The 21,947-nt window shown below is 55.1% G+C and carries 23 protein-coding genes and 1 riboswitch; of the genes, 2 read left to right on the top strand and 21 right to left on the bottom strand.

The genetic code is table 11. From position 1 onward, the window contains the following. Positions 1-5 precede the first annotated feature (5 nt). Positions 6-2,153, bottom strand: a complete 2,148-nt coding sequence (locus HMPREF0574_RS01030) for a WYL domain-containing protein (RefSeq protein WP_004006807.1) — start codon at positions 2,151-2,153, stop codon at positions 6-8. A 68-nt stretch (positions 2,154-2,221) separates the two neighbouring features. On the opposite strand from HMPREF0574_RS01030, the gene HMPREF0574_RS01025 reads away from it, so the two are divergent. Next, positions 2,222-3,415, top strand: coding sequence for a DUF3866 family protein (locus tag HMPREF0574_RS01025; protein ID WP_004006806.1), 1,194 nt, complete (start codon positions 2,222-2,224; stop codon positions 3,413-3,415). Positions 3,416-3,428: 13 nt separating this feature from the next. Here the strand turns inward: HMPREF0574_RS01025 and hisG are convergent, their stop codons facing one another. The 18 genes from hisG to pyrR all read right to left on the bottom strand — a co-directional run bounded on the left by hisG (position 3,429) and on the right by pyrR (position 20,307). Further along, the gene (gene hisG / locus HMPREF0574_RS01020) at positions 3,429-4,277 is read right to left on the bottom strand and encodes an ATP phosphoribosyltransferase (protein WP_004006805.1); all 849 of its coding nucleotides are present in this window, start codon (positions 4,275-4,277) and stop codon (positions 3,429-3,431) included. 82 nt (positions 4,278-4,359) lie between these two features. Beyond that, the gene (locus tag HMPREF0574_RS01015) at positions 4,360-4,623 is read right to left on the bottom strand and encodes a phosphoribosyl-ATP diphosphatase (RefSeq protein WP_004006804.1); all 264 of its coding nucleotides are present in this window, start codon (positions 4,621-4,623) and stop codon (positions 4,360-4,362) included. A 98-nt stretch (positions 4,624-4,721) separates the two neighbouring features. Next, complete coding sequence (locus HMPREF0574_RS01010) at positions 4,722-5,837, bottom strand: ABC transporter substrate-binding protein (RefSeq protein ID WP_004006803.1); 1,116 nt, start codon at positions 5,835-5,837, stop codon at positions 4,722-4,724. Positions 5,838-5,866: 29 nt separating this feature from the next. Continuing rightward, positions 5,867-6,670: an ABC transporter permease gene (locus HMPREF0574_RS01005; RefSeq protein WP_013189554.1), complete on the bottom strand. Its 804-nt coding sequence runs from the start codon at positions 6,668-6,670 to the stop codon at positions 5,867-5,869. Between the two features lie 99 nt (positions 6,671-6,769). Next, a riboswitch (FMN riboswitch) is annotated at positions 6,770-6,892 on the bottom strand. Between the two features lie 48 nt (positions 6,893-6,940). Next, positions 6,941-7,603: a ribulose-phosphate 3-epimerase gene (gene rpe, locus HMPREF0574_RS01000; protein ID WP_004006801.1), complete on the bottom strand. Its 663-nt coding sequence runs from the start codon at positions 7,601-7,603 to the stop codon at positions 6,941-6,943. A gap of 19 nt (positions 7,604-7,622) precedes the next feature. Beyond that, positions 7,623-9,194, bottom strand: coding sequence for an RsmB/NOP family class I SAM-dependent RNA methyltransferase (locus HMPREF0574_RS00995; protein ID WP_004006800.1), 1,572 nt, complete (start codon positions 9,192-9,194; stop codon positions 7,623-7,625). Beyond that, positions 9,191-10,156 carry a methionyl-tRNA formyltransferase gene (gene fmt / locus HMPREF0574_RS00990; protein WP_004006799.1) on the bottom strand — a complete coding sequence of 322 codons (966 nt, stop codon included), beginning with the start codon at positions 10,154-10,156 and terminating at the stop codon, positions 9,191-9,193. The genes HMPREF0574_RS00995 and fmt overlap by 4 nt, the downstream gene beginning before the upstream one ends. A 52-nt stretch (positions 10,157-10,208) precedes the next feature. Continuing rightward, entirely contained in the window at positions 10,209-12,260 is a 2,052-nt protein-coding gene (locus HMPREF0574_RS00985) for a primosomal protein N' family DNA-binding protein (RefSeq protein ID WP_004006798.1), read from the bottom strand. Positions 12,261-12,357: 97 nt separating this feature from the next. Further along, positions 12,358-13,551 carry a methionine adenosyltransferase gene (gene metK / locus HMPREF0574_RS00980; RefSeq protein WP_004006797.1) on the bottom strand — a complete coding sequence of 398 codons (1,194 nt, stop codon included), beginning with the start codon at positions 13,549-13,551 and terminating at the stop codon, positions 12,358-12,360. Between the two features lie 9 nt (positions 13,552-13,560). Beyond that, positions 13,561-14,220: a phosphopantothenoylcysteine decarboxylase domain-containing protein gene (locus tag HMPREF0574_RS00975; RefSeq protein ID WP_004006796.1), complete on the bottom strand. Its 660-nt coding sequence runs from the start codon at positions 14,218-14,220 to the stop codon at positions 13,561-13,563. 18 nt (positions 14,221-14,238) lie between these two features. Continuing rightward, entirely contained in the window at positions 14,239-14,826 is a 588-nt protein-coding gene (locus HMPREF0574_RS00970; RefSeq protein WP_004006795.1) for a flavoprotein, read from the bottom strand. Next, positions 14,813-15,181, bottom strand: coding sequence for a DNA-directed RNA polymerase subunit omega (gene rpoZ, locus HMPREF0574_RS00965; RefSeq protein ID WP_004006794.1), 369 nt, complete (start codon positions 15,179-15,181; stop codon positions 14,813-14,815). The genes HMPREF0574_RS00970 and rpoZ overlap by 14 nt, the downstream gene beginning before the upstream one ends. Positions 15,182-15,228: 47 nt before the next feature. Beyond that, positions 15,229-15,801: a guanylate kinase gene (gmk, locus tag HMPREF0574_RS00960; protein WP_004006793.1), complete on the bottom strand. Its 573-nt coding sequence runs from the start codon at positions 15,799-15,801 to the stop codon at positions 15,229-15,231. Beyond that, positions 15,801-16,112: an integration host factor, actinobacterial type gene (gene mihF, locus HMPREF0574_RS00955; protein ID WP_004006792.1), complete on the bottom strand. Its 312-nt coding sequence runs from the start codon at positions 16,110-16,112 to the stop codon at positions 15,801-15,803. Before mihF ends, gmk begins: the two co-directional genes overlap by 1 nt. A gap of 84 nt (positions 16,113-16,196) precedes the next feature. Beyond that, a complete protein-coding gene (pyrF, locus tag HMPREF0574_RS00950) occupies positions 16,197-17,087 on the bottom strand; it encodes an orotidine-5'-phosphate decarboxylase (protein WP_036324813.1) in 891 nt (296 codons plus the stop codon). A 369-nt stretch (positions 17,088-17,456) separates the two neighbouring features. Then, positions 17,457-18,767 carry a dihydroorotase gene (locus HMPREF0574_RS00945; protein ID WP_004006789.1) on the bottom strand — a complete coding sequence of 437 codons (1,311 nt, stop codon included), beginning with the start codon at positions 18,765-18,767 and terminating at the stop codon, positions 17,457-17,459. Next, positions 18,764-19,732 (bottom strand): aspartate carbamoyltransferase catalytic subunit, encoded by a 969-nt coding sequence (locus HMPREF0574_RS00940; protein WP_004006788.1) that lies wholly within the window; start codon positions 19,730-19,732, stop codon positions 18,764-18,766. Before HMPREF0574_RS00940 ends, HMPREF0574_RS00945 begins: the two co-directional genes overlap by 4 nt. A 5-nt stretch (positions 19,733-19,737) precedes the next feature. Continuing rightward, complete coding sequence (gene pyrR, locus HMPREF0574_RS00935; RefSeq protein WP_370446370.1) at positions 19,738-20,307, bottom strand: bifunctional pyr operon transcriptional regulator/uracil phosphoribosyltransferase PyrR; 570 nt, start codon at positions 20,305-20,307, stop codon at positions 19,738-19,740. A 183-nt stretch (positions 20,308-20,490) separates the two neighbouring features. Here pyrR and HMPREF0574_RS09755 point away from each other — a divergent pair, with 183 nt between their 5' ends. Further along, complete coding sequence (locus HMPREF0574_RS09755) at positions 20,491-20,709, top strand: hypothetical protein (protein WP_236585885.1); 219 nt, start codon at positions 20,491-20,493, stop codon at positions 20,707-20,709. Positions 20,710-20,718: 9 nt separating this feature from the next. Here the strand turns inward: HMPREF0574_RS09755 and nusB are convergent, their stop codons facing one another. Together nusB and efp are read right to left on the bottom strand one after the other, a co-directional pair. Then, positions 20,719-21,294 carry a transcription antitermination factor NusB gene (gene nusB / locus HMPREF0574_RS00925; RefSeq protein WP_004006785.1) on the bottom strand — a complete coding sequence of 192 codons (576 nt, stop codon included), beginning with the start codon at positions 21,292-21,294 and terminating at the stop codon, positions 20,719-20,721. Between the two features lie 71 nt (positions 21,295-21,365). Further along, a complete protein-coding gene (gene efp / locus HMPREF0574_RS00920) occupies positions 21,366-21,929 on the bottom strand; it encodes an elongation factor P (protein ID WP_004006784.1) in 564 nt (187 codons plus the stop codon). Positions 21,930-21,947: the final 18 nt, after the last annotated feature.

Genomic DNA, 21,947 nt, shown 5'->3' with positions numbered 1-21,947 from the left:
CAATCTTACCCGTCCGCTACCTCCCGCGTGGAGTCGAGTTCGGCGTAGCGAGACAAAGCCACGACCCCCGTCTGTCGAGCTGCCTCCACTACGGTCTGGTGTGCAGGTCCACCGACAATGACTGTAATATCGGTGGCGAGAATCTGTATCACCCGCTGCAGCCAGGCAGGATCTTTCACTTTCAAACGCACCCGGTATGTGGTCGCGGATTGTTCCACCGTCTGGGCGTGAAGAATCGTGTCAACATATGATTTCGCTTGGTTCTTTAGCTCCAGATCGACCGTCTGGTACTTGTAGCTAGGTTTTTGCGGGAGTTTGTCAGGAATCGGTTCCGCGGTGACATGCAGGTCACTGAGGCGATCCAGGCGGTACTTGTGCCACTTGCGTTTATCCAGATTCACTCCCACCAGATACACGTGGTAGCGATCCGTATAGACAGACTGGGGTGCCACTCGGCGCGGCGCAGTATCCCAGCTGGCATTGGTATAGGTGAAAACGACCGTGCGACCCTGTTCTATCGCCCGATTCAACGTTTCCAAAGAGTTCTGAATCGAGGGCGGCACCGTATTGGTCACCAACTGCGGGGCGGTCAGTTCATGCACTTGCCCCAACCAGGAGGCAACCTTCAGACGAGCGGTCGCAATCGCCTCTTGTGATGACGGCGCCAAATATCCGGCGACTTCCAGCCCCAACAGGAGGGACAGCGCCTCATGAGCGCTAAAGGACGGGGGCATCACCCAACTGCGAGAACCGTTGACCTCAATCGTTCCGTCTTTACGAATCGAGGGCAGGAAACTGTCATAGTCAGAATCTGCGTTGCTGGCTGCCGCGTCCAAGTCCAAGAAATCCCAAATAATGTTTTTGATGTCTGCAGGTTGCAGACCAAAATGTTTGGCCAGTTCAGATACGGTACAGGTGTTACCTGCCGCGGTGTGTTTGAGGATAAATGTCATCACTGCCAGGGATTCAGCTGTGACGCGCGTCTGGTTATCTATAGAAACGCCCGCGGTGCGGTGGCTAAACTCGTCAAACTTCAGCCGTCCGGTTTCAGACTCGCCCGCCGTCAATTCGAGATGAGTCAGACGCTGAGCCGCTTGTATGGTCGCCGTCACAAGTTTCGGTGGGTCCAGCACTGTCAGGTGCGCCATTGCTTCGGTGGCTAAACGGCTCCATGTATAGAAATCTGGTCGTTTGGCACGATACAAATTCCATCCTGAAGGAACCCGGTCGGGTACGTCCAGCCCCAGTTTCGGCGCTTGGCAGGCGAAATCGGCATACACACAGATGAGTTCCGCATTCATGACGGCTTCGGAGGCTTTTTCAGGATCCGCCACAAAAATGACCCGTTCCAGGGGGCTCTCCAGAGAAACGTTGCGCGGGGATTCAACGTGTTCCGCAACGTCAAAGGTCTGGTCCGTAATCACCGGGTTACTGAGTCGAGACAACTTAAAGGTCCGGAAACCTTGGCGAGTTTCGTCAAAACCGCGAACGTAGAAAAAACCGCGCGACAGCATCATCCGCGTGGGTCGCACTCGTCGATGCGTAGATTCACCATAGCGTGCCTGATAATCAAACTCGATTATCTGTGCCGCGGCAATTGCCCGAAAAACATCCTGCGTAAACCGCGAAATGAGTGCTTGAGATTGCACTTCTAACGGATTTGCGGGGTCGATTTCGCTGACGGAACGGACATGGGAATCAATCTGGGTAAAGTCGCCTTCTAATAATCCCAGTGCGACGTGTACCCAGACTGATTCAGCAGCATCAAAAGCCAAGTGCGTTTGGCGACTCACATCGGGTCGCAGCAGGTATCGGTGGGCAGTCCCCGCATTGTTGCGTTCATCTTGGACGATAATCCCGCCCAGGATTTTATTCAGAGTTTTAATATCATTGCGGATTTTGAGGCTGTAAGCGTCATGCGGCTGCGTCTGGTCGGTGTCGGGGCTGACCGGCAGGTAAGGTCCAATGGTGGCATTGTAGGCGGCATAGATTTCGTCATAAGTCAGAGGGCGGGCATTCCGATAAAAAATCGTTAAAAGCCCCTGGTAACGTCGCGATGCCGAGGCAAGTTGCGATTCACTAGGGAAGTCTTCGCGCCATTCATAATCGTCGTCTGCATCGAAAATGTCGGGCTCGTTGGATACCTGGTGCATACAAAAATTATAGCTGTGCGCCTTCAGGATTGTTCTGAACCCAGGCGTAAAGCGGCTATGCTTAAGCTGTGATGATTCGGAAAGCACGTGTTCTGGAAGTGCGGCGGCAGACCCCTCATCAGGTTTTGCTCTGCGAAATTGTAGCTGCGCCTCCCCAACAAGATTCCGGGCCTGCCGTGAGTTTCCAGCCCGGTGATACCTGCCGAGCCATCTGCTATCCAGAGTTGCTTGGTGCCGCGCAGCCCGGTGACATCATCCAGATTGAAGTTTCTCCCCTGGCAAAGGCCTTGGGTACCGGTGGCGAAGCCATGGTTCTGGCTAATGAAACCCGTCTGCCGGCGGACGAGCTGCCTAATCCCGGTCACTTGGTGAAGGCTCGTTACACCCCACATCAAAAGGTCGTGTTGGGCGCGGACGAACCGGACAGCCCCTACCACTCTCTGCTGCGTTCCGCTGATACGCTAGATGGACTTCCGGTTCTGGTGACGGATTTGCATTCGGCTTTACCGGCTATCGTGGCGGGTTTCCTGCACCACAACCCGCGAGCCCGGCTGGTTTATATTCAAACCGATGGCGGAGCTCTGCCGTTAGCGTATTCCCGTACCGTAGCTCAAATGCGTGAGTCCGGCAGTTTAGCTGCCACCATTACCTGCGGTCAGTGTTTTGGGGGCGATTACGAAGCCGTGAGTTTTCCTTCCGCCCTGTTCGTAGCGTCTGCGGTGGTAAAAGCTGACGCAGTCATTGTGTCACAAGGTCCGGGCAACCTGGGCACCGGTACTCGCTGGGGTTACTCGGGGGTGGACGGAGCACAATTTTTACATACCGCCTCGGCGTTAAACGGTCATCCAATTGCAGTGCTGCGCATGTCCAGTGGTGACGCGCGCCCCCGCCACTACGGAATTTCGCATCATTCCCTAACCATGCTGACTTGGATGGGGTTGCCTCCTCTGGATGTCGTACTTCCCGTTTTCGACATAGACAATCCCGTTGAAAAGACCCTCGCCGACCCGAAAGGAACCTTCACGCCCCTGGTGAAGTCCCAACTGAGCCTTCTGCAGGAACACCACCGGGTTATCAACCAACCCACTACGGGACTGTACGCGGCTCTGGAGGAGTTCCCGGTGAAACTTTCCACCATGGGAAGGACCCTAAGCGAAGACCCAGCCGCTTTCCTAGCGGCGGCAGCCGCGGGAGTCTACGGAGCCACTGTGCCAGTCCCTGAAGCCAAGAAATCAGAGAACGACCCCGCGCCGCGTCTCTGAGGGGACCGCAGTGTTACAGACGGCACGCTTTCAGGTCAGTCACAATGATTCCACGTGCCCCCGCCGCATAGAGACGATCCATAATGAGGTTCACATCCGCGGCTTTCACCATGACGCGCACAGCTTTCCAGGCATCCTCAGCTAAGTCGGAAATGGTTGGAGATTCAATACCGGGCGTAATCGCTAACAAGTCTGCAAGTTGGGCGGAAGGAGCGTTGTAGTCCATCAGCACGTAGGTTCGCGCTACCATCACGCCCCGCAGGCGTGCTGCCAAAGTTTGCAGCTGGGCATGAGTCTCCTGTCCCGCGGCAGTAATCAGCAAGGCCTCAGATTCCATCAAAGGTTTCCCGAAAGTATGCAAACCTGCAGCTCGCAACGTAGAACCAGTCTCGACCACATCAGCAATCAAATCGGCGATACCCAGCTGGACTGAAGACTCCACCGCACCGTCCAGGTGTACCACGCTGACCCCAGAAATTTCATGCTCGTCGAGAAACTTTTTCAGCAGCAAGTCATAGGAAGTCGCGACTCGTTTGCCCTGGATATCCTCCAATTCTTGGAACTTACCCGCCGGTCCAGCAAACCGGAATGTGGAACGGGCAAAGTCCAACCCCAGATATTCCACCGCGGCTACTCCGGAGTCAATCAGCAAATCCCGCCCGGTAATACCGCAAGACACGACCCCGGCACCGACATAAACTGCAATGTCACGCGGACGCAGGAAAAAGAACTCGACATCGTTGCTTTTGTCAATAATCGTCAGCTCACGTCCCCGCCGAGTTACCTTGTAACCGGCTTCTTTTAGCATCGTGACCGCCGGTTCGCACAGTGACCCCTTATTCGGCACCGCGATTCGTAACATGGCTGATTCCCCTTTTCTCAAACTATTGTGACTGGTTTCCGGGTGTTATCGGACGCAAACTTTAGACGAAGTTGCCCCTGTCCTACATATGTTGATAGATGTCTTGGGGAGTAAACCCTTTCGCCACCATCATGACCTGCAAATGATAAATGAGCTGTGAGATTTCAATCTGGGCGGCTTCATCCGATTCATATTCGCACGCCATCCACACTTCGGCAGCTTCTTCTACAATCTTTTTGCCAATCCCGTGGACTCCCCTGTCTAGCTCCTCAACCGTGCGGGATCCCTCCGGACGTTCGTTCTTTCGGCTTTCAATAATCTCATACAGTTCTTCGAAATTATTCACGTTTAAAGATTATGCAATGGCAGAAGTTTTCCCAAATATCAATATGACAGAATTAAATATGGGTGTATGCCATCCGGATCCTCCGAGGTTCCCCGCATCTATTTCGTGGCTGAAGAATGGGCCTGCAGCGACTGCCACGGTCGGGCAATTTTTTCTAAACCTGCCTGGTCCAGAGAACTGAGGTCGACTTTTTTATCCAACGCTCCGATTTCATCTAAAAGGGCTATCATGTCCTTGAATTTTTGCGGGTCGGGAGCGGCAGCGCGACCAGGGTCAGCCGGGTCGTAGTCAGGCATTTGCTCCAACTCCAGCGTCGCCTGATTGACTTTCTTGGCAGCCTGCAAGGAAGCAGCGGTGTTAAGCGTTTGGTCATACTTTTTTGTGTATTCCACCGCTTTTTCTGGATTTTGCTGGATACTGTTGACGGCTTGCGCCATAGCGTTGATGACGCCCTCATTCACAGAATCTTGGGTTTTACAGTTTTCGCCGGTCGTCACCACGGCAGCACCGACTAACGGCAGATTTGGCGGCAGCGGAATCTCGGTCACTGCGAGCCCTGCCAACTGGAACTGGACCAGGTCATTATTGGAAAATCCGACCACCGCATCAACTTTTCCGGTGGCCATTTGAGTCTGTTGGGTATATCCGATTTCCGAAATTTTCACGTCATCCAGACTCAAACCCGCCTGCTGTAAACCTGCCTGGAAACCAAACCAGCTCGAGCCGAAGCGACCCGGTACGCCTACGGTTTTTCCTTTCAAATCCGCCCAAGAGGTAATCCCCGATTGCTTGGTGGCGATAACTTCCACCGGATATTTTTGGTAGAGGATACCCGTGACGCACAAATCCATACCGGCGGATATCGCCTGTACCGCTTCGTCAGCAAACGCCACCACGTAGTCCTCTTTGTGGGACAAAAGGGCGTTGAACAGTCCCTCATCAGCACCGTGGTGACGCAGGTTAACGGGCTGCTGGCGGACTCCCCCACCACCGTCCCAACGGAACAGCCGGTCTTGGGCTGCCACATAGAACGGCGCAAACTGTACATTGGGGATATAAGTCAAACCGATTGTGACCGCCCGGTTCGCCCCGGCAGGACTACCGGCAGACCTCGCGGAACTTCCCTTTTCCGCAGTGGAACCGGCAGCACAACCCGCGAGGAGTACGGCACTCATCGCCAACCCTGCTAGGGACTTGATGAAACGATGTGACATTTTCTCGTGAACCTTTCTTAGAGACACAGCTAAACTGCGTTTACAGTTTTGGAATGACGCTCCAGGCGATATACCCCCAGGTAAATTAGCGCGGCGACGGTGCAAATCATGATTAAACTCACGAACATGCCCGGTGTATCCACGTTGTGTGACTGCAGAGTAATCAGGGTGCCCATACCATGCCCACCGATGACCATCTCACCCACCACTGCCCCGGTGATAGACAGGGTCACACCGTTACGGATGCCCCCCAGTAAAGACGGCAATACCAGGGGAATCTCCATGTATCGCAACAAGTCCCAAGTTCCGGCACCATCGAGTTTGGCAGCTTCTAAAATGCTGGCGTTCAGGTGATGCAAACCCACAGTGGTAGAAACCAAAATGGGGAAAAACACCATCAACGCGCACAACATCGCGATGGCGAGACGCGGAGTCGGCAGCCAAATCAACAGCAGCGGCGCCAGAGCTACTGCCGGAACCGCTTGGGAAGCTCCCAAAAACGGCTGGACTGCCGCGTTCAGGAGTCGCAGATGATGAATCGCAAAAGAAAGCGGCACGCTCACTATCAATCCCAAAACGGTTCCGCCCGCCGCTGCCAGCAAGGTGTTTCCCAGGCAAACCCAAAAAGTTTTCCCGCTCAACAGCTCCACACCGGAGCTAACTACATCGCTGGGACGCGGCAAAATAAAGGTCGGAATGTTTCCAGAACTCGTCGCGAGGAACCAGACTGCCACAATGAGCAACGCTAAAGAAAGCGGGGCAATGACATTGAGCGGTCGAAATCCCGAGACGGCATGAAACGTTGGCGTTGCCCGGTTCTGACTCATCGACATCTTCACCCCTTTCGGTGCAGCACCTCATTGGACAGCCCAGGGCAAAGAAAGATGAACGCTGACCAACGCCTGAGTAAGCAAACCCAGGCACGGTGAAACGCACGGCTCTTCCCATCCGGACTATAACCGTCGGTATCGGAATTTCACCGATTCAACTCGTGCAAGCACGAGGTCGCGGACTTTAACCGCCGGTGCTGAATCACACAGCCCCCAGAGCTATCTACAGTATAGCCCCTCAGCGAGGCGCTGCGGTCAAATTTCCGGAGGAGGCTAATGGGTATGGTCGGTTGCACCAATGGTGCGCAACGTGGCGATAGCCTGTTCGGGGTTGCGCTTGAACACATAGGACCCTGCCACCACCACATTTGCTCCGGCTTGCAGCACAAGAGGCAAGGTATCATCGTTAATTCCCCCGTCAACTTCAATGTCGAGGGGCAAGCGGGCGTCTTCGGCATATGCGCGCAGCTGGCGAATCTTGGGAAGAACCTCAGGGATAAACTTTTGCCCCCCAAAGCCCGGCTCCACACTCATGACTGTCACTTGGTCAAAGCGTCCCAAAATATCTTTAATGGCGCTGGCAGGGGTCGCTGGATTCAACGCAATGCCAACTTTGGCGCCCAAGCTGTGCAGTACGTCTGCGGTTCGTATCGGGGCACGGGAAGCTTCCAGGTGGAAACAGACGATTGCGCAGCCAGCCTTGGCATATTCCAAGGACCAACGGTCTGGATTTTCAATCATCAGGTGGGCATCAACCGGCAGTCTGGTGGAGTTTAACACCGCCGTGGCGGTGGGCAGTCCCCACGTCAGGTTGGGCACAAAGTGATTGTCCATAATATCGAGATGAACCCCATCAGCGCTTTTAATGTCTTGCAACGCTTTGGCAAAATGCATCTGGTCACAGTTCAGCACGGAGGGATAAATCTTAAGGCTCATATCAAATCCATTCTTTCTTCTATTGTCTGATTTCGAGGTCTGTTTCGGACTGTTTTGGTGCGATTGCCTCTTCTGTAGGGGACTTTTTCTGTATCAACGCCAGGAACATGGCGTCGGTACCGTCTCGGTCAGGCCACAGCTGCAGGTACGGTCCCAGACCAAGGTCATGTTCCGAGTTGACGATAATCTCACGCGCTACCGCGGGGGCATCGAGGACTTGCAAATCCGCGCGATTTTTCACTGTGGTTTCTACCACCTGGCGGGTCTCAGCCAGATGCGGGCTACAGGTCGCGTATCCCACCACACCCCCAGGCTTGACAGTTTCCAATGCGGAACGCAGCAGATCCTGCTGTAGGGCGGTCAAATCCTTTAAATCGGTGGCGGATTTGTTCCACCGGGCTTCCGGTCGACGCCGCAGCGACCCTAAGCCCGAACATGGTGCATCCACCAGAACCCGGTCGGCCTTGCCGGGATGAAGTCCCCCGAAATCGCGACCGTCGCCTTGTAATACCTGCACGATTTGGTCTGTAAATGCTTTCGTAGAGTCTCGCACCAATTCAGCCCGGTGCGGCGAAACCTCATTAGCAATGACAGAAACGTCACGTGAGCGCGCCAGCCCCGCCAGCAGTGCCGTTTTCCCGCCCGGACCAGCACATAAATCGACCCAGGTCCGCTCCACCCCCGTCACGGGTGCTGCTGCCAAGACTTTGGCAACCAGCTGCGAGCCTTCGTCCTCAACCCCGGCGAGACCACGCTCCACCGCACGCAGCCGCCGCGGGTCGCCTCCAGACAGCACCACTGCGCAATCCGAGAGCTCACCCAAACGTGTGTCTGCATCGAGATAAGTTTCGGCAGCGGTCGCCAGCTCATCTGCACTAATCAACCCTGGTCGGGCGCACAGGGTCACGTAGGCAGGACGATTTTGGGCGTGCAAAAGTCCCGGTAGCTCACCGGCATCACGACCCGTGGCGACCAGGGCATCGCGCAGCGCCCACACAATCCATTCCGGATAGGAAAACGCTCGACTCAGGGCTTTTTCTCCGGTCAGTCCCGAAGTGATGGCATCGAGCCAATAGGACAGGTCATGTTCCGTAACCTTGCGTAACACCGCATTTACCATTCCTGCCGGACCGGCAGATAAACGGTCGCGTGCCAGGTCAACCATGGTGTCTACCGCGGCATAATCTTCCACTCGCATCTGGAGGATCTGATGAATCCCCATCCGCAACACCGTCACTAACTCCGGATCCAAAGCTGCGATGTCTCGGTCACTCAGCAGCCCGATGATAGCGTCGTAGCGTCCTTGTAAACGCAGGGTGCCATACACCAGCTCGGTGGCAAAAGCCGCGTCACGTCGATGCAACCGTGCTCGTTCAATCAGACCGGGCAAAACCAAGTTTGCGTAAGCATGGTCTTGGTCTACCCGGCGCAAGGCTTGGAATGCGACGTCACGAGCGGGGTCGCGCCGGGTTTTACTGCGATAGGCGTAACCGGTGCGGGAGTTACGGAAATTTCGTCCCGTGCCCGTGGATTTTGCAGGGTTGCGCGGTGTACGCGGCTTACCTCCAGAAGATGTCCCGGGATGCTTCACTCTTGTCCCCCCATCGAGTGCGAAGGTTCAAATTTCGCACCGCTTTCCAGGTGGGCTCCACGCGCCCACGCGTCAGCTGGCATAGGTTTTTTTCCGGCGGGAGCCACCGCGCCTAAACAAACAGGGGCGGAACCGGTGCCAACCCACACCTCGTGACGAGTGGTAAAAATCTGACCGGGTTCCAGAGACGGGATAGGCATCGTTACGGGCGGATTTACTTCCAGTACACCCAATTTCATGCGGGAACCCTGCCACATCGTCCAGGCTCCCGGAGAAGGCGTAAATCCTTTAATCTGGCAGGCAATCGTGTCATCTGCAGCGGACCAGTCAATTTCACCTTCTGCTGGCTGCAACGGCGACGCATAAGTGATGCCGATGTCGGATTGCGGTTCCGGCGCAACGCCTCGCGCAATCATGGATAGCGCTTGTTCCAGCGGTTTGACGCTGAGTTCGGCAAGTTCTTGCAATACGTCTCCCGCCGTAGCTTGCTCCGGCACCGTATAAGAACAGGTCGCATAAATGGGACCAGTGTCCAAAGCCGGTTCCAGTTGAAATACCGTCACTCCAGTTTCAGTATCCCCCGCTTGCAAAGCGCGCTGCACCGGGGCGGCACCCCGCCAGCGTGGCAACAGTGAAAAATGGATATTAATCCACCCAAACTGAGGAATCTCTAAAATGTCAGCCGGCAGAATCGCCCCGTAAGCCACGACGATGCCCAAATCAGGCTGGAGGTCACGCAAAAATGTGGCAGCTTCTGCATTATTCTTTAGAGTTTTAGGCTGATAAAGCATCAGGTCATGCTGAGTCGCGTAACTGGATACCGCTGACGGAGCCATTTTCCGCCCTCGTCCGGAGGGCGCATCCGGGCGTGACAACACCGCCACCAGGTCGTGTGCAGATTGCTCAAGGTATTCCAACACGGGAAGGGCAACTGGGGGGGAACCGGCAAAAACAATACGCATGCAATCTATCCTATCTAAGTTCAACTGGGGTTTTTCGAGGAGCTGACACTACTTATCCGATTTGACCGGCAGGATCGGGAGGATCCACCACGATACGCAAACCGCTACTACCGGATTTACGTTCGCGCGCATTTTGGAGTTCCACCGCGCGCAATGCCCGCCCAAATTCTTGGCTATCACGCAGCGACACTGACACAAAAGCGGTGCTGAGTGCGGGATTATCACGTGCGGGAACCGGACCAAATACCATGATTTCGGGGAAATCCTGGCGCAAAAATGCCAACACTTCACTCAGTGATGACCCTTGCAGCAAAGCCGTGCGCCACGCGGGGGCAAAGTGACCCGCTTCGCGTTCCCGCAAGTCACGGGCAGCAAAACTCCAGGGATCCCAACGTACCAGGGCTTGTTCCAGACGCGAATCAATCCGGTTGGTCACCAAAATACGCCCTTCTGGTTTTACCAAGGATCCGGCTGCTAAAAATTGCCGCATGAGTTCTTGGGCAGTCCACAACGCGGTCCGATTAGCCCACATGTGAGCCCGCAGGATAACCGCAGCTTCGTATCCCCCCGTGGCGAAAGGTTCACCGCCTGGATAGGCTATGACCAGGCGTGAGGCTCCGTCTACGAGACCAATTCGTCCTTTTCCGGGACGCGAAACCAACACCGACACTCCCGAAAAAGCCCGCCCAATATCATCAATCACGGTACGTGACTGCAGGTGGCGACCGCGCAGTTTCGTGCTGGCACAGCGCAAACAGGCATAGTGTGCGGGGACATTACCACAGCGGGTGCAGACCAGGCGGGAACCTTCAAAGGTCAACGGTCCAGCACACACTTCACACACAGCATTAGCACCGCAGTTTGCGCAACTCACGACCGAGAACGCTCCATCGGGGGGAATCAGCAGTAAAACCGGTCCGGATTGCAGACCCCAGCGAACCAGACGCAAAGCGGCATTTGGTAGGAGCATTGCCCCCGTCATCCCTTCTGCCAACTGAGCATCCTCGCTGAGGAATTCAAATCGTCCCGTGCATTGGCGCAAGACCTCGCGATTGGGAGCCAACCCGCGAGCAAAGTGACGGGTCACGAGCTGCAAATCCCCTGCGTTGACTGAATAATGCGCCAACACTAAGGCTATGCCACAGAGCTGAGAACGCATCAGCAGGACTTGTCGGGCAGAAAAGTTCGGGAACATGTCCGAGCTAAGGGACCAAGCCAAATCATCCCAGAGAAAAAACAAACCGGGGCGCGCCAACGGTAAGAACACCGCACCGCGGGTGCCGACCACCACTGCGGCAGTCCCGAAACGCGAACGCAAAAATGTTTCATAGGAAGCTGCAGTGGGAATTTCTGAGGTGTAGAGCACCACTTGATCCGAGTCGGCGAAGTAGTCACGCAAATACAGATATGCCTCGTCGGCTTGTTCTACCGTAGGCATCACTATCAGGGATTGCTCCCCGTTCGACCATGCCGCCGACACTAACTCAGCGATGGGCTGAAATCGCGACGATGGCTGGAAATGCGGATTATTCCCCAGTGGCAACGCGCTGACCACAGCACGAGGGTGGCGTCCCTGACACAAGTCAGAGAAAAACTCGACGCCGCCTGCGTAGCGTGCCCAAGTTGTTTGTTCTGGTGGTGGCACGGTGACTGGAATCGGGTCCAGCTCGGAAGGGGCGGTAGAAAAGTCCTGTTCTACCTTGACTCGCCGCTCCGGCAGGGCGTAACGCAATAGGGCGGAAGGTCCCGTCCCGTAGTACAGAGAGACATTTTCCAGCAGTTCCAGAGTGGGGATGTCCAACAAGGGCAGGTCACCCAAAGTCCGTTCGATTTCCCGCAGCGGTTTTTGCCAATCAGTACTATCCTTGCGTTCCACGATGACCCCGGTGTAGCGTTTCGTCCCCACTTTCACTTTCACCAGCACCCCTGGAACCGCCACAGCATCGAGTTTCGCAGGAATCAGGAAGTCAAGAGGATGAGACAAAGCAGGAGCAAACGTATTGAGCAGAACTGCTGCCACAGGCTTTTCCACACCGTGGACCCGCACCTCCCGAGGTTCGGGAGGTGCGAAATCGTCCAGCGGCAAAATCGGTTCAGAAAACACGACTTAATTACAGCTCATACCCCGGAGACGAAAATCTAACAGTTGTCATTTCATCCCGATAGTCAGGGCAAAACCCTGCCCTGCCCCGCAGTCGGCTTCACTGAAAATAATCCTTGAGAGCTTGCGCTCGATTGGTCTCTTCCCAGCTGAAACCGTCTCGTCCGAAATGTCCATAGTTGCTGGTGTAGCGGAAAATCGGACGAGTCAAATCCAAATCTCGAATGATGGCCGCAGGTCGCAAATCGAAGGTCTCACGAATCGCCGCTGCCAGTTCCTCATCCGACACGACTCCGGTCCCGAAGGTTTCCACCGACAGAGACACCGGATTGGCTCGACCAATGGCATACGCGATTTGGATCTCGCAACGCTTCGCCAGACCTGCCGCCACGATGTTCTTGGTTATCCAACGCAGGGCGTAAGACGCAGAACGGTCGACCTTTGAAGCGTCCTTGCCAGAAAACGCTCCTCCCCCGTGACGTGCCATGCCCCCGTAGGTATCGACGATAATCTTGCGACCGGTCAAACCGGAGTCTGCAGCAGGTCCGCCGATAATGAACTGTCCCGAGGGGTTCACCAAAATTTCCGCGTTTTTCGTGTCCAATTCGATATTCAACTGGTCGAGCACCGGACGAATCACCTCCGCTTCGACCATGGCATGGAGCTCAGCCTGGGTGCGATCTGGAGCATGTTGGGTGGATACCACGACGGTCGACAGGGCACGTGGCACCCCGTCCTCGTACTCAATAGAGACCTGAGTTTTGCCGTCGGGACGTAATCCGGATACAATTCCTTCTTTGCGCACCTGAGCCAGGCGTTGGGAAAGTTTGTGTGCCAACCATATCGGCATGGGCATCAAATCCGGGGTTTCATCACAGGCATAGCCGAACATGATGCCTTGATCCCCGGCACCCTGCTCGTCCAGAGGATCGTAGGCTTCCGGACGCTGACGCACTTCCAGAGAATGACTGACGCCCGCTTCGATGTCTGGCGATTGCTGCCCCAGAGACACCATCACGCCACAGCTGCGTCCATCGAAACCAATATCCGAGGACGTGTATCCAATCTGGGCGATTTCGTGGCGCACAATGTGGGGAATCTCCACGTAGGCCTCAGTCGTCACCTCACCCATAACATGCACCAGTCCGGTCGTAACGAACGTTTCTACCGCAACGTGCGCCGCCGGATCTTGTTCCAAAATAGCGTCCAGGATTGAGTCGGCAATCCGGTCACAAACCTTATCGGGATGTCCTTCAGTGACAGATTCAGATGTGAAAGTTACTTTTTTACTCATAAATTAATTCTAGTGACTTTGTGAGATTTCTCCAGCTAGCCGCAACATAGCTTGTGCCACCTCAAATTTCGTGCCGCTGGCTTGACCTCGTTCGTTTCCTTGGGAATCAAAAAATATCAAAGTGTTGGTCGCGGTCGCAAAGCCGTGACCGTCCCCTACACGATTAACACACAGCAGGTCAGCGCCCTTATCCAGAGCTTTCTTACGACCGTTCTCCCGTACCTGTGCTTCGCTGCCGGCCAACGCCCCAAATCCGACAATGGTCTGTCCTTCGCGCCGCTGTCGAATCAGGTTCAGAAGGACGTCTGGGGTACGTTCCAGTTCCAAGGTAGGGATTGTTGCGTCGTGGCGGGAAATTTTTCCGGCAACACGAATCGGGCGAAAGTCAGCTACTGCGGCGCACATGACCACCAAGTCCGCCTGCGGCGAGAAGGCGGTCATATGGTGCAGCATATCCTCAGCGGTAGGCGCGTCCACAACCGTCACTCCGTGAGGAATCAACGCAGCTTCCACATTGGCAGCCACGAGAGTGACCGCTGCGCCAGCCTCAAGGGCAGCCCGAGCCACTTCGCAACCCTGGCGCCCGGTGGAACGATTCCCTAAAAAACGCACCTCGTCCCAAGGCTCGCGGGTTCCCCCCGCGGAAACCACTACAGAACGAAAACTCATGGGGCGACCTTGTGAAAACTAATTATTTGAACCGGGGACACTCACACCTAGCTGTGTCAGAACCTCATCACAGATGACTTCAGGTTCACTCAAACGTCCCATGCCATAAGTGTTGTCAGCCAGCTTACCGGTTCCGGGACCGATAAAATGCCAGCCCCAATCACGCAGCACCGCAGCGTTTTCCTGTGTTGCCGGGTTCTCCCACATCGTAGGATGCATAGATGGCGCGATGAGACGTGGGCAATTTACCGCGAGAGCGACCAGCGTGAGAAACTCGTCTGCCATGCCTACGCGGAACCGCGCCATCAAATCGGCAGAAGCCCCCACCGTTAGGAACAGGTCAGTTTGCCTGGCCAGAGTAATGTGGGTGATGAAGTCCGGAGTCTGAAATACGTTGGTGTGAATGGGGTGATTACTTAGGGATTCCCAAGTCGCTTTTCCCACAAAATTGAGGGAATCGACCGTGGGACAAACCCACACATCAACGCCGGCAGCAATGAGATTGCGCAGCACCTCGATGGCTTTGAAAGCAGCCACGGAGGCACCCACCCCCAAAATGACGGTTTTTTCAGGAGCGTCGGGGGCGCTGCTATCAGGCGTCGTCATCTTTCGCCAGCCCCTCGGGGAAAGATGCTGCCAAGGCTGCCAGCGGATCCACCGGTGCCGGCGTGTCTTCCTCAGGAGTTTCTTCCTCGGGCTCATCGCCCTTCAGCTCCATGTCCAACATGCCCTGGGCGATTTCGTGCATCGCGATGGACAGTGGCTTTTCTCGCGGACCGTGTTCAACCAGCGGACCGATAGTATCCAACAAACCAGCTTCCAGCTGCTGATTGTACGTGTTAATCTGGCGTGCGCGAGCCGCCGCGAAAGCCACCAAAGCGTACTTGGAATCAACGTTTTCCAACAGGTCATCAATAGGCGGGTCGGTAATGCCCTCGGGGCGGGCGACGGTTCCGGTCATAAAAGTTTCCCCTCAATAGTGAATTTGGTTTCTTCAGCCCAGCTATCCTAGCGCAAACCCATAATTTTAGCCAGTTGCGCGGTGGTGGCGGGCACTTCGTCATTGACCACAATCTCATCAAATTCCGTGGCGGCAGCCAGTTCTGTGCGTGCCGTATTGAGGCGCAGGAGCTGTTCTTCGGAAGATTCCGTACCGCGACCTTGCAGACGACGCACCAGCTCTTCCCAAGACGGGGGTTTGAGGAAAATGGTATGAGCATCCGGGCGTTTCGCTTTCACCTGCCGGGCTCCTGCCAAATCGATTTCCAACAGAACCGGTTTGCCCTGACGCAATGCCTCATCGACCGGGTCAGCGGGAGTACCGTAATAATTCTTGCCGTGGACTCGTGCCCACTCGAGCAGACCCCCGGATTCAATAAGCTGCTCAAATTGGGGATTCGTCATAAAGAAATAGGACTGCCCGTCCACTTCCCCCGGTCGAGGGTCACGAGTGGTGGCAGAGACAGAAAGATAAAACTCACCCGGAAAAGTCGCACAAAGCGAACCTACCACTGTTCCTTTTCCAACAGCGGTAGGTCCGCTAAGTATGAACAGCCGGGCAGCGGAGCCGGCAGCGACCATCAGCCGAAACGCTTGATAAGTTCGGCAGTCTGGTGGGGTCCCAGACCACGAATGCGACGAGCCGGGGAAATCCCGATTTCTTCCATTGCCAAAGCGGCAGTTTTAGCGCCAACCCGAGGCAGCGACTCCAGCAAGGACTGAACTTTCATCTTTGCTAGGGCTTCGTCCTTTTCGGCAGCCTTAAGGATTTGCGATAGCGTCTTTTTGCGGTTCTTTAAATCAGCTTTAATCTCAGCACGGTGTTTACGCGCCGCAGCCGCTTTCTTCAAAGCTTCTGCGCGCTGTTCAGCGGTAAGTGGAGGAAGTGCCATTTGCTAAACTCCTGTTTTCTGACTTCTTTGTGAACGCGAATTGGTCAATGACCAACTCTATTGAGCATTCTATACAGGATTGCTTCACGAAATTAGGGATTTAAGGGAATCTAAATTTTCTTTGAAGGCTGCCTGCAGCGCGCTCGGTTCCGGACCGCAGCGTAAAATTCCGCGAGAACTCGAAACAATAATCCGTTCAGTGGCCTTTCCAAACACTGTGGCGATACTTTCAGTGTTTCCACCCTGGGCTCCAAAACCAGGAACCAGCAGGGGCGCATTAGCGGCATCTAGCAAAGGCTCTAGACCGCGCATCCGCTCCCCTACAGTAGCTCCAACCACCATGCCCACGTGACCCCAGTGTCCCGCTTGTGCCGCCACGTGATTCTCCGCACCCACACGTTGCATAATGTCCGCAGCCAGGGAAGATACCGGCTGTCCGCCCGCATTCATAATCATCGCTGATTGGACGGGAGCAGACTCTGGGTTTGAAGTTAACGCGAGCACAAAAGTCCCTTTTCCGTTCTGTTTTGCCAAGTCCAGCGCGGGACGCAGCGACTCAAATCCCAAGAAAGGACTCAACGTCATCGCGTCCGCTTCCAACGGTCCTTCTGACAGATACGCCCTTGCGTAAGCACTCATAGTAGAACCAATGTCACCGCGCTTCACATCCGCAATACTGATTGCCCCGACATCATGAATCGCCCGCAATGTCGCGGTGAGCGCAGAGATTCCAGAAGTGCCGTATTCCTCGAACAGCGCCGACTGCGGTTTAAAGAATCCACACAAATCACCCAGCGCGTCTATCACGCGCATGGCGAAATCCCAGACGCCGGCCCCGCTGCGTGGCAATCCCCAAGCATCCAGCAGCTCCGGATGAGGATCAATGCCCACACACAGGGGACCCTGGTTCGCAATGGTTTCCAAGCAGCGTTTCCCGAAGGGTTTAACAGGATTAGTTTCCGGCGCAGCGCTCATAGCTTCCCTTTCGCAGTTAGTGTCAAGAATCTGCTCGAGCAACTACGCTCGAACGTCTTGAAAAGTTATTTTATGCCTTACCGGGGTTCCGGGTAACAAACTTTTCCATTTTCAGTTCACGTTTCCCCAAAAGATTGCCTGCGACGGTCCACTCTTTAATTTATTTGGTGGCGCAAAGTATTTGGAATCGGAATCGCGCGTTGAAACTCGAGCTCCTTCGCGTCGCTCATTAAAAGCAACTTCGAAGGCTTTGCCCACTTAGACAAAGCCTTCGAAGTCGATTTAGTTCAGATATAACCCGGCGACACAGACCGGGTATAACCGCGCAGATTGCTACCCAGATTGGGCAGTTCCGTCACGGTCATACTTTCAGCGCTGGTCGAGCGGGATAGCCGTGGCATCCATAATCGTGAACTCGCCCTTCCACATGGTGTACCGCGCCTGACCGGGCAGCTCCATGCCCAGGTAGGGTGTGTTTGTGGACAGGGAATGCTGGGAGTTCAGGTCAATAGTGCGGCGTGTGGAGGGATCCCACAAGGTCAGGTTCGCCGGTTTACCGGTGACGATGCCCTGACCCTGTTCTTTGACTCGCCCGATGTGTGCCGGCGCGGTGGACATGACTCGTGCCACGTCCTCCCACGTGAACTTGCCGGTATCGACCATGACTTTCTGGACCACCGGCAGAGCGGTTTCCAAACCAATCATGCCGCAAGCCCCAGCTTGCCACTCACAGTCCTTATCTTCCAGAGGATGTGGCGCGTGGTCGGTGCCGATGCAGTCGATAGTGCCGTCCAGCAGACCTGCCACCACGGCTTCGGTGTCCGCAGAGGTGCGCAGCGGCGGGTTGACCTTGTAGCGCGGGTCGTAAGTTTGCGCCTTATCTTCGGTCAGCAAGATATGGTGCGGGGTGGCTTCGGCAGTCACGGCAATGCCGCGGCTCTTGGCCCAACGCACAATGTCAACCGAACCTGCGGTAGACACGTGACAAATGTGGACTCGTGAACCCACGTGAGAAGCCAACTGAATATCACGCAAGATAATGGCTTCTTCCGCCACCGCCGGCCATCCAGGCATACCCATTTCCGCTGACAGCGGAGACTCGTTCATCTGGGCGCCTTCGGTCAGACGCGGATCCTGGGCGTGCTGCGCGACTACACCGTCAAAGGTTTTCACGTATTCCAGAGCACGACGCATCAGCACCGGGTCAGAAACGCATTTACCATCATCAGAAAACACCGTGACGTGCGCATCCGAACGGTTCATAGACCCCAAGTCAGCCAGGTGTTCGCCTTGCAGACCGGCGGAAACGGCGCCAACTGGGCACACCTGCACCCAGCCCGCCAGGTTCCCCAAGTGGACAACCTGCTCGACGATACCGGCGTTGTCCTGAACCGGGGTCGTGTTAGCCATCGCGTGAACACAGGTGTAACCACCATAAGCAGCTGAGAGGGTCCCCGACGCGACTGTTTCCGCGTCTTCGCCACCGGGTTCGCGCAGGTGAGTGTGCATATCAACCAGACCGGGCAGAGCCACTAAGCCGTTGGCATCAATGGTGGTAGCGCCAGCCGAAACGGCATCCGCCGCGTTGGCCCCTACCCCTGCAAAAATGCCGTCTTTGACAGCAATGTCAGCCCCTTTACCGTTCGGCAGGGTTACGTTTTTAATCAAATATTCCTTCACAGCAGGCCTCCTTCCGGCGCGAGCAAAAGGTAGAGGGCAGCCATCCGGACGCTCACGCCGTTTCCAACTTGTTCAACAATGACAGACTTTGCGGAATCTGCGGCTTGGGCGCAGATTTCCACCCCACGGTTCATCGGACCGGGGTGCATGATTACCGTGTGTTCCGGCAGGTTAGCGAAACGGACATTATTCAAACCGTAAGCGCGGTGATATTCGACCACGGAGGGGAAATAACCGCCACCGGCAGAGCTCATACGCTCGCGTTGTACCCGCAGCATCATGACTGCGTCAGGGTCGGTTGCCAAAGCCGCATCCAAGTCGTAGTTCACATCACATTTCCAATTTTCCACTCCGACCGGCATCAGGGTCGGCGGACCAACCAGGGTCACGTGGGCACCCAAAGTTGACATCAAGTCCACATTGGAACGGGCCACACGAGAGTGCAGGATGTCGCCCACGATCACCACGTTGGCACCGTTGAGATCCTTACCAGCCAAGTCGCCACCGCTCAGCCCCAGGTAGTGGCGGCGCAGTGTCATCGCGTCGAGCAGAGCCTGGGTAGGGTGCTGGTGTTCACCATCACCAGCGTTAAGCACCGGCACGTCAGACCACCCAGCGTTAGCCAAACGGTAAGCCGCTCCGGAGGAGGAATGACGGATTACGATACCGTCAACCCGCATGGCCTGCAGGGTCAAAGCCGTGTCTTTCAAAGACTCGCCTTTGGCTACTGAGGATCCTTTCGCGGAAAAGTTGATGACGTCCGCGCTGAGACGCTTAGCAGCGGTTTCAAAAGAAATCCGGGTGCGAGTGGAGTTCTCAAAAAAGAGGTTGACCACGGTTTTGCCGCGCAGGGTCGGCAATTTTTTCACCTTTTGAGCCTGGGTCATCGCCATAGCTTCGGCAGTATCCAAAATTTTCAGGACATCTTCGTGGCTCAAATCAGCCGCAGAGAGCAAATGTCGCATAGTCTTTATTCCTTCCCGTCTGCAATAATCACGGCGTCTTCGCCGTCACTGTCTTGAAGTTTTACGAGTATCTGTTCCGCGCGTGACGTGGGCAGATTCTTGCCGATATAGTCGGCGCGAATCGGAAGTTCACGGTGACCGCGGTCCACCAGCACGGCTAACTGCACCTGGGCAGGTCGACCGTGGTCATTCAAAGCATCGAGCGCAGCCCGGATGGTTCGTCCGGAATAAAGCACATCGTCGACCAGGATGACTGTCTTGCCGTCAATGCCGCCCTTGGGCATCACAGTGGGCTTCGGGACTCGTATCGGTTGACGGGAAAGATCATCGCGGTACAGAGTGATGTCCAAGGTGCCAACCGGGACGTCTGTATCGGGATTATTTTCCTTTAAAAAAGACCCCAACCGATTGGCTAAATCAACGCCACGGGTGGGGATTCCTAACAGAACGACATCTTCAAGACCTTGGTTTTTCTCCATTATCTCGAAGGCCAGTCGTTTCAGCGAACGGGCAATGTCAGCACTGCCCAACACTGTTTTTTCCATATTTTTCCTTTCTGCCTCACAGGGCAAAATTAAAGGTTTTATAGCGACTCAATAGTACACGTTTTTTCTGTCACCTCCGAATCTCACGCCATGACGCCGAAAAAGGGGTCAGTTATGGTGTCTCTGCACGCAACAGACACACCACCGCCCACAAATCTCAACATCGGGCGTTTTCAGGCTAAACTCGGGGAATTAATCGCCGATAATAGGGTTATGGACGAGAAACGCGAGCTATTAATGCAGCTTCTTTTTGGCAACGAGGACAAGCCGGGATTGAGTAACGAGGTCACCCAACCAGACAACTCACCAGAGGCTGCGGCTCGTTTCCAAAAGTGGGCAAAAGCACAACAGAAAGCCCAAACCATCAACGAGACTTTGGAGAACTCGGAAAAATCCGCGGACATCTTGCGTGAAATGATGAATCGAGACTAACTGCGGACTCTATTCCAGGCTGTCTAAGTCAATCTGTTCCAAAACACCGCCCGCCGCTGCGGTCTTGGCGACGGTATCGAAGCTCTGAGGTACCGAGAACTCAAGTTTGGCAATTGCCTCACCACTCAAAGTTTGGTCAGTCTCAGTATTGCTCAACGTATCCCTCATGTCGTCGATGGCGCCCAGCAAACCGTTAATAAATTTCGGCGATTCGTCAGTCGATCGTTCCTCTGCGATTTGCATCGCCGCGGTGATAGCGACCGGTCCAGTAACATCAGGATTGAACAAGATTTCCCAAGCCGCGACCCGCATAATCGCCAGGTCGACCTCCGGCATCCGATGCAAAGGCCAGGCTTTTGAGTACGTAGCTAGAGCTGCGTCAATCCGCTCCAAATGCTCCGCCACGCCTTCCAATATTTCCACGGCATACGCCGGTAATGGAGTTTGGGCGGTAGTCTCGTCTTGACGCAGCTGAGACAGAGAAAATATGCCTTCAGGAGTGTCCCAGCCCCGCACGTGCGCCTCATACAGCACGTCAACGGCACGTATCCGCTCCCGCGTGCGTCGCGGCAATTTGTGTCCCACGGTCTCATCCCCTCGCGAAAATGCGTAACGCGAGCCGGAAGCCTGCGCCCCGGCTCGCGTCCACGACAGTATTAATCAGTGACCCGCGAAATGTAGTCGCCAGAGCGGGTATCAACCTTCACTTTGTCACCGATATTCAAGAACAGCGGTACCTGAATGTCGTATCCCGTCTCTAGGGTGGCAGGCTTGGTGCCCGCATTGGAGCGGTCACCTTGCAGACCGGGTTCAGTATGCGAAATCTCAAGCACGACCGAGGCAGGCAACTCGATAAACAAAACGTTGCCTTCGTTGAAAGCCAGGATGCATTTCTGGTTTTCCAACAGGAAGTGTGCGGCATCCCCCACGATTTCAGGGGTGACGTTGACCATTTCGAAGGTCTTTTCGTCCATGAATACGTAATCGGTGCCGTCGTTGTATGAGTAGGTCATGTCGCGACGATCCACGGTCGCGGTTTCAATCTTTAGTCCCGCGTTAAAGGTCCGGTCAACGATTTTGCCCGAAAGGATGTTCTTAATCTTGGTGCGCACGAAAGCCGGTCCTTTACCGGGCTTTACATGTTGGAATTCGACAACCTGCCACAACTGGTTGTCAATCTTCATCACCAAGCCGTTTTTCAAATCATTAGTCGTTGCCACGTTTCATCCTTTACAGTC

The organism is Mobiluncus curtisii subsp. curtisii ATCC 35241, from assembly GCF_000146285.1.
Taxonomy (GTDB): domain Bacteria; phylum Actinomycetota; class Actinomycetes; order Actinomycetales; family Actinomycetaceae; genus Mobiluncus; species Mobiluncus curtisii.
The sequence above is the reverse complement of the archived record's forward strand: the minus strand, read 5'-3'. Positions and strand labels throughout refer to the sequence as shown.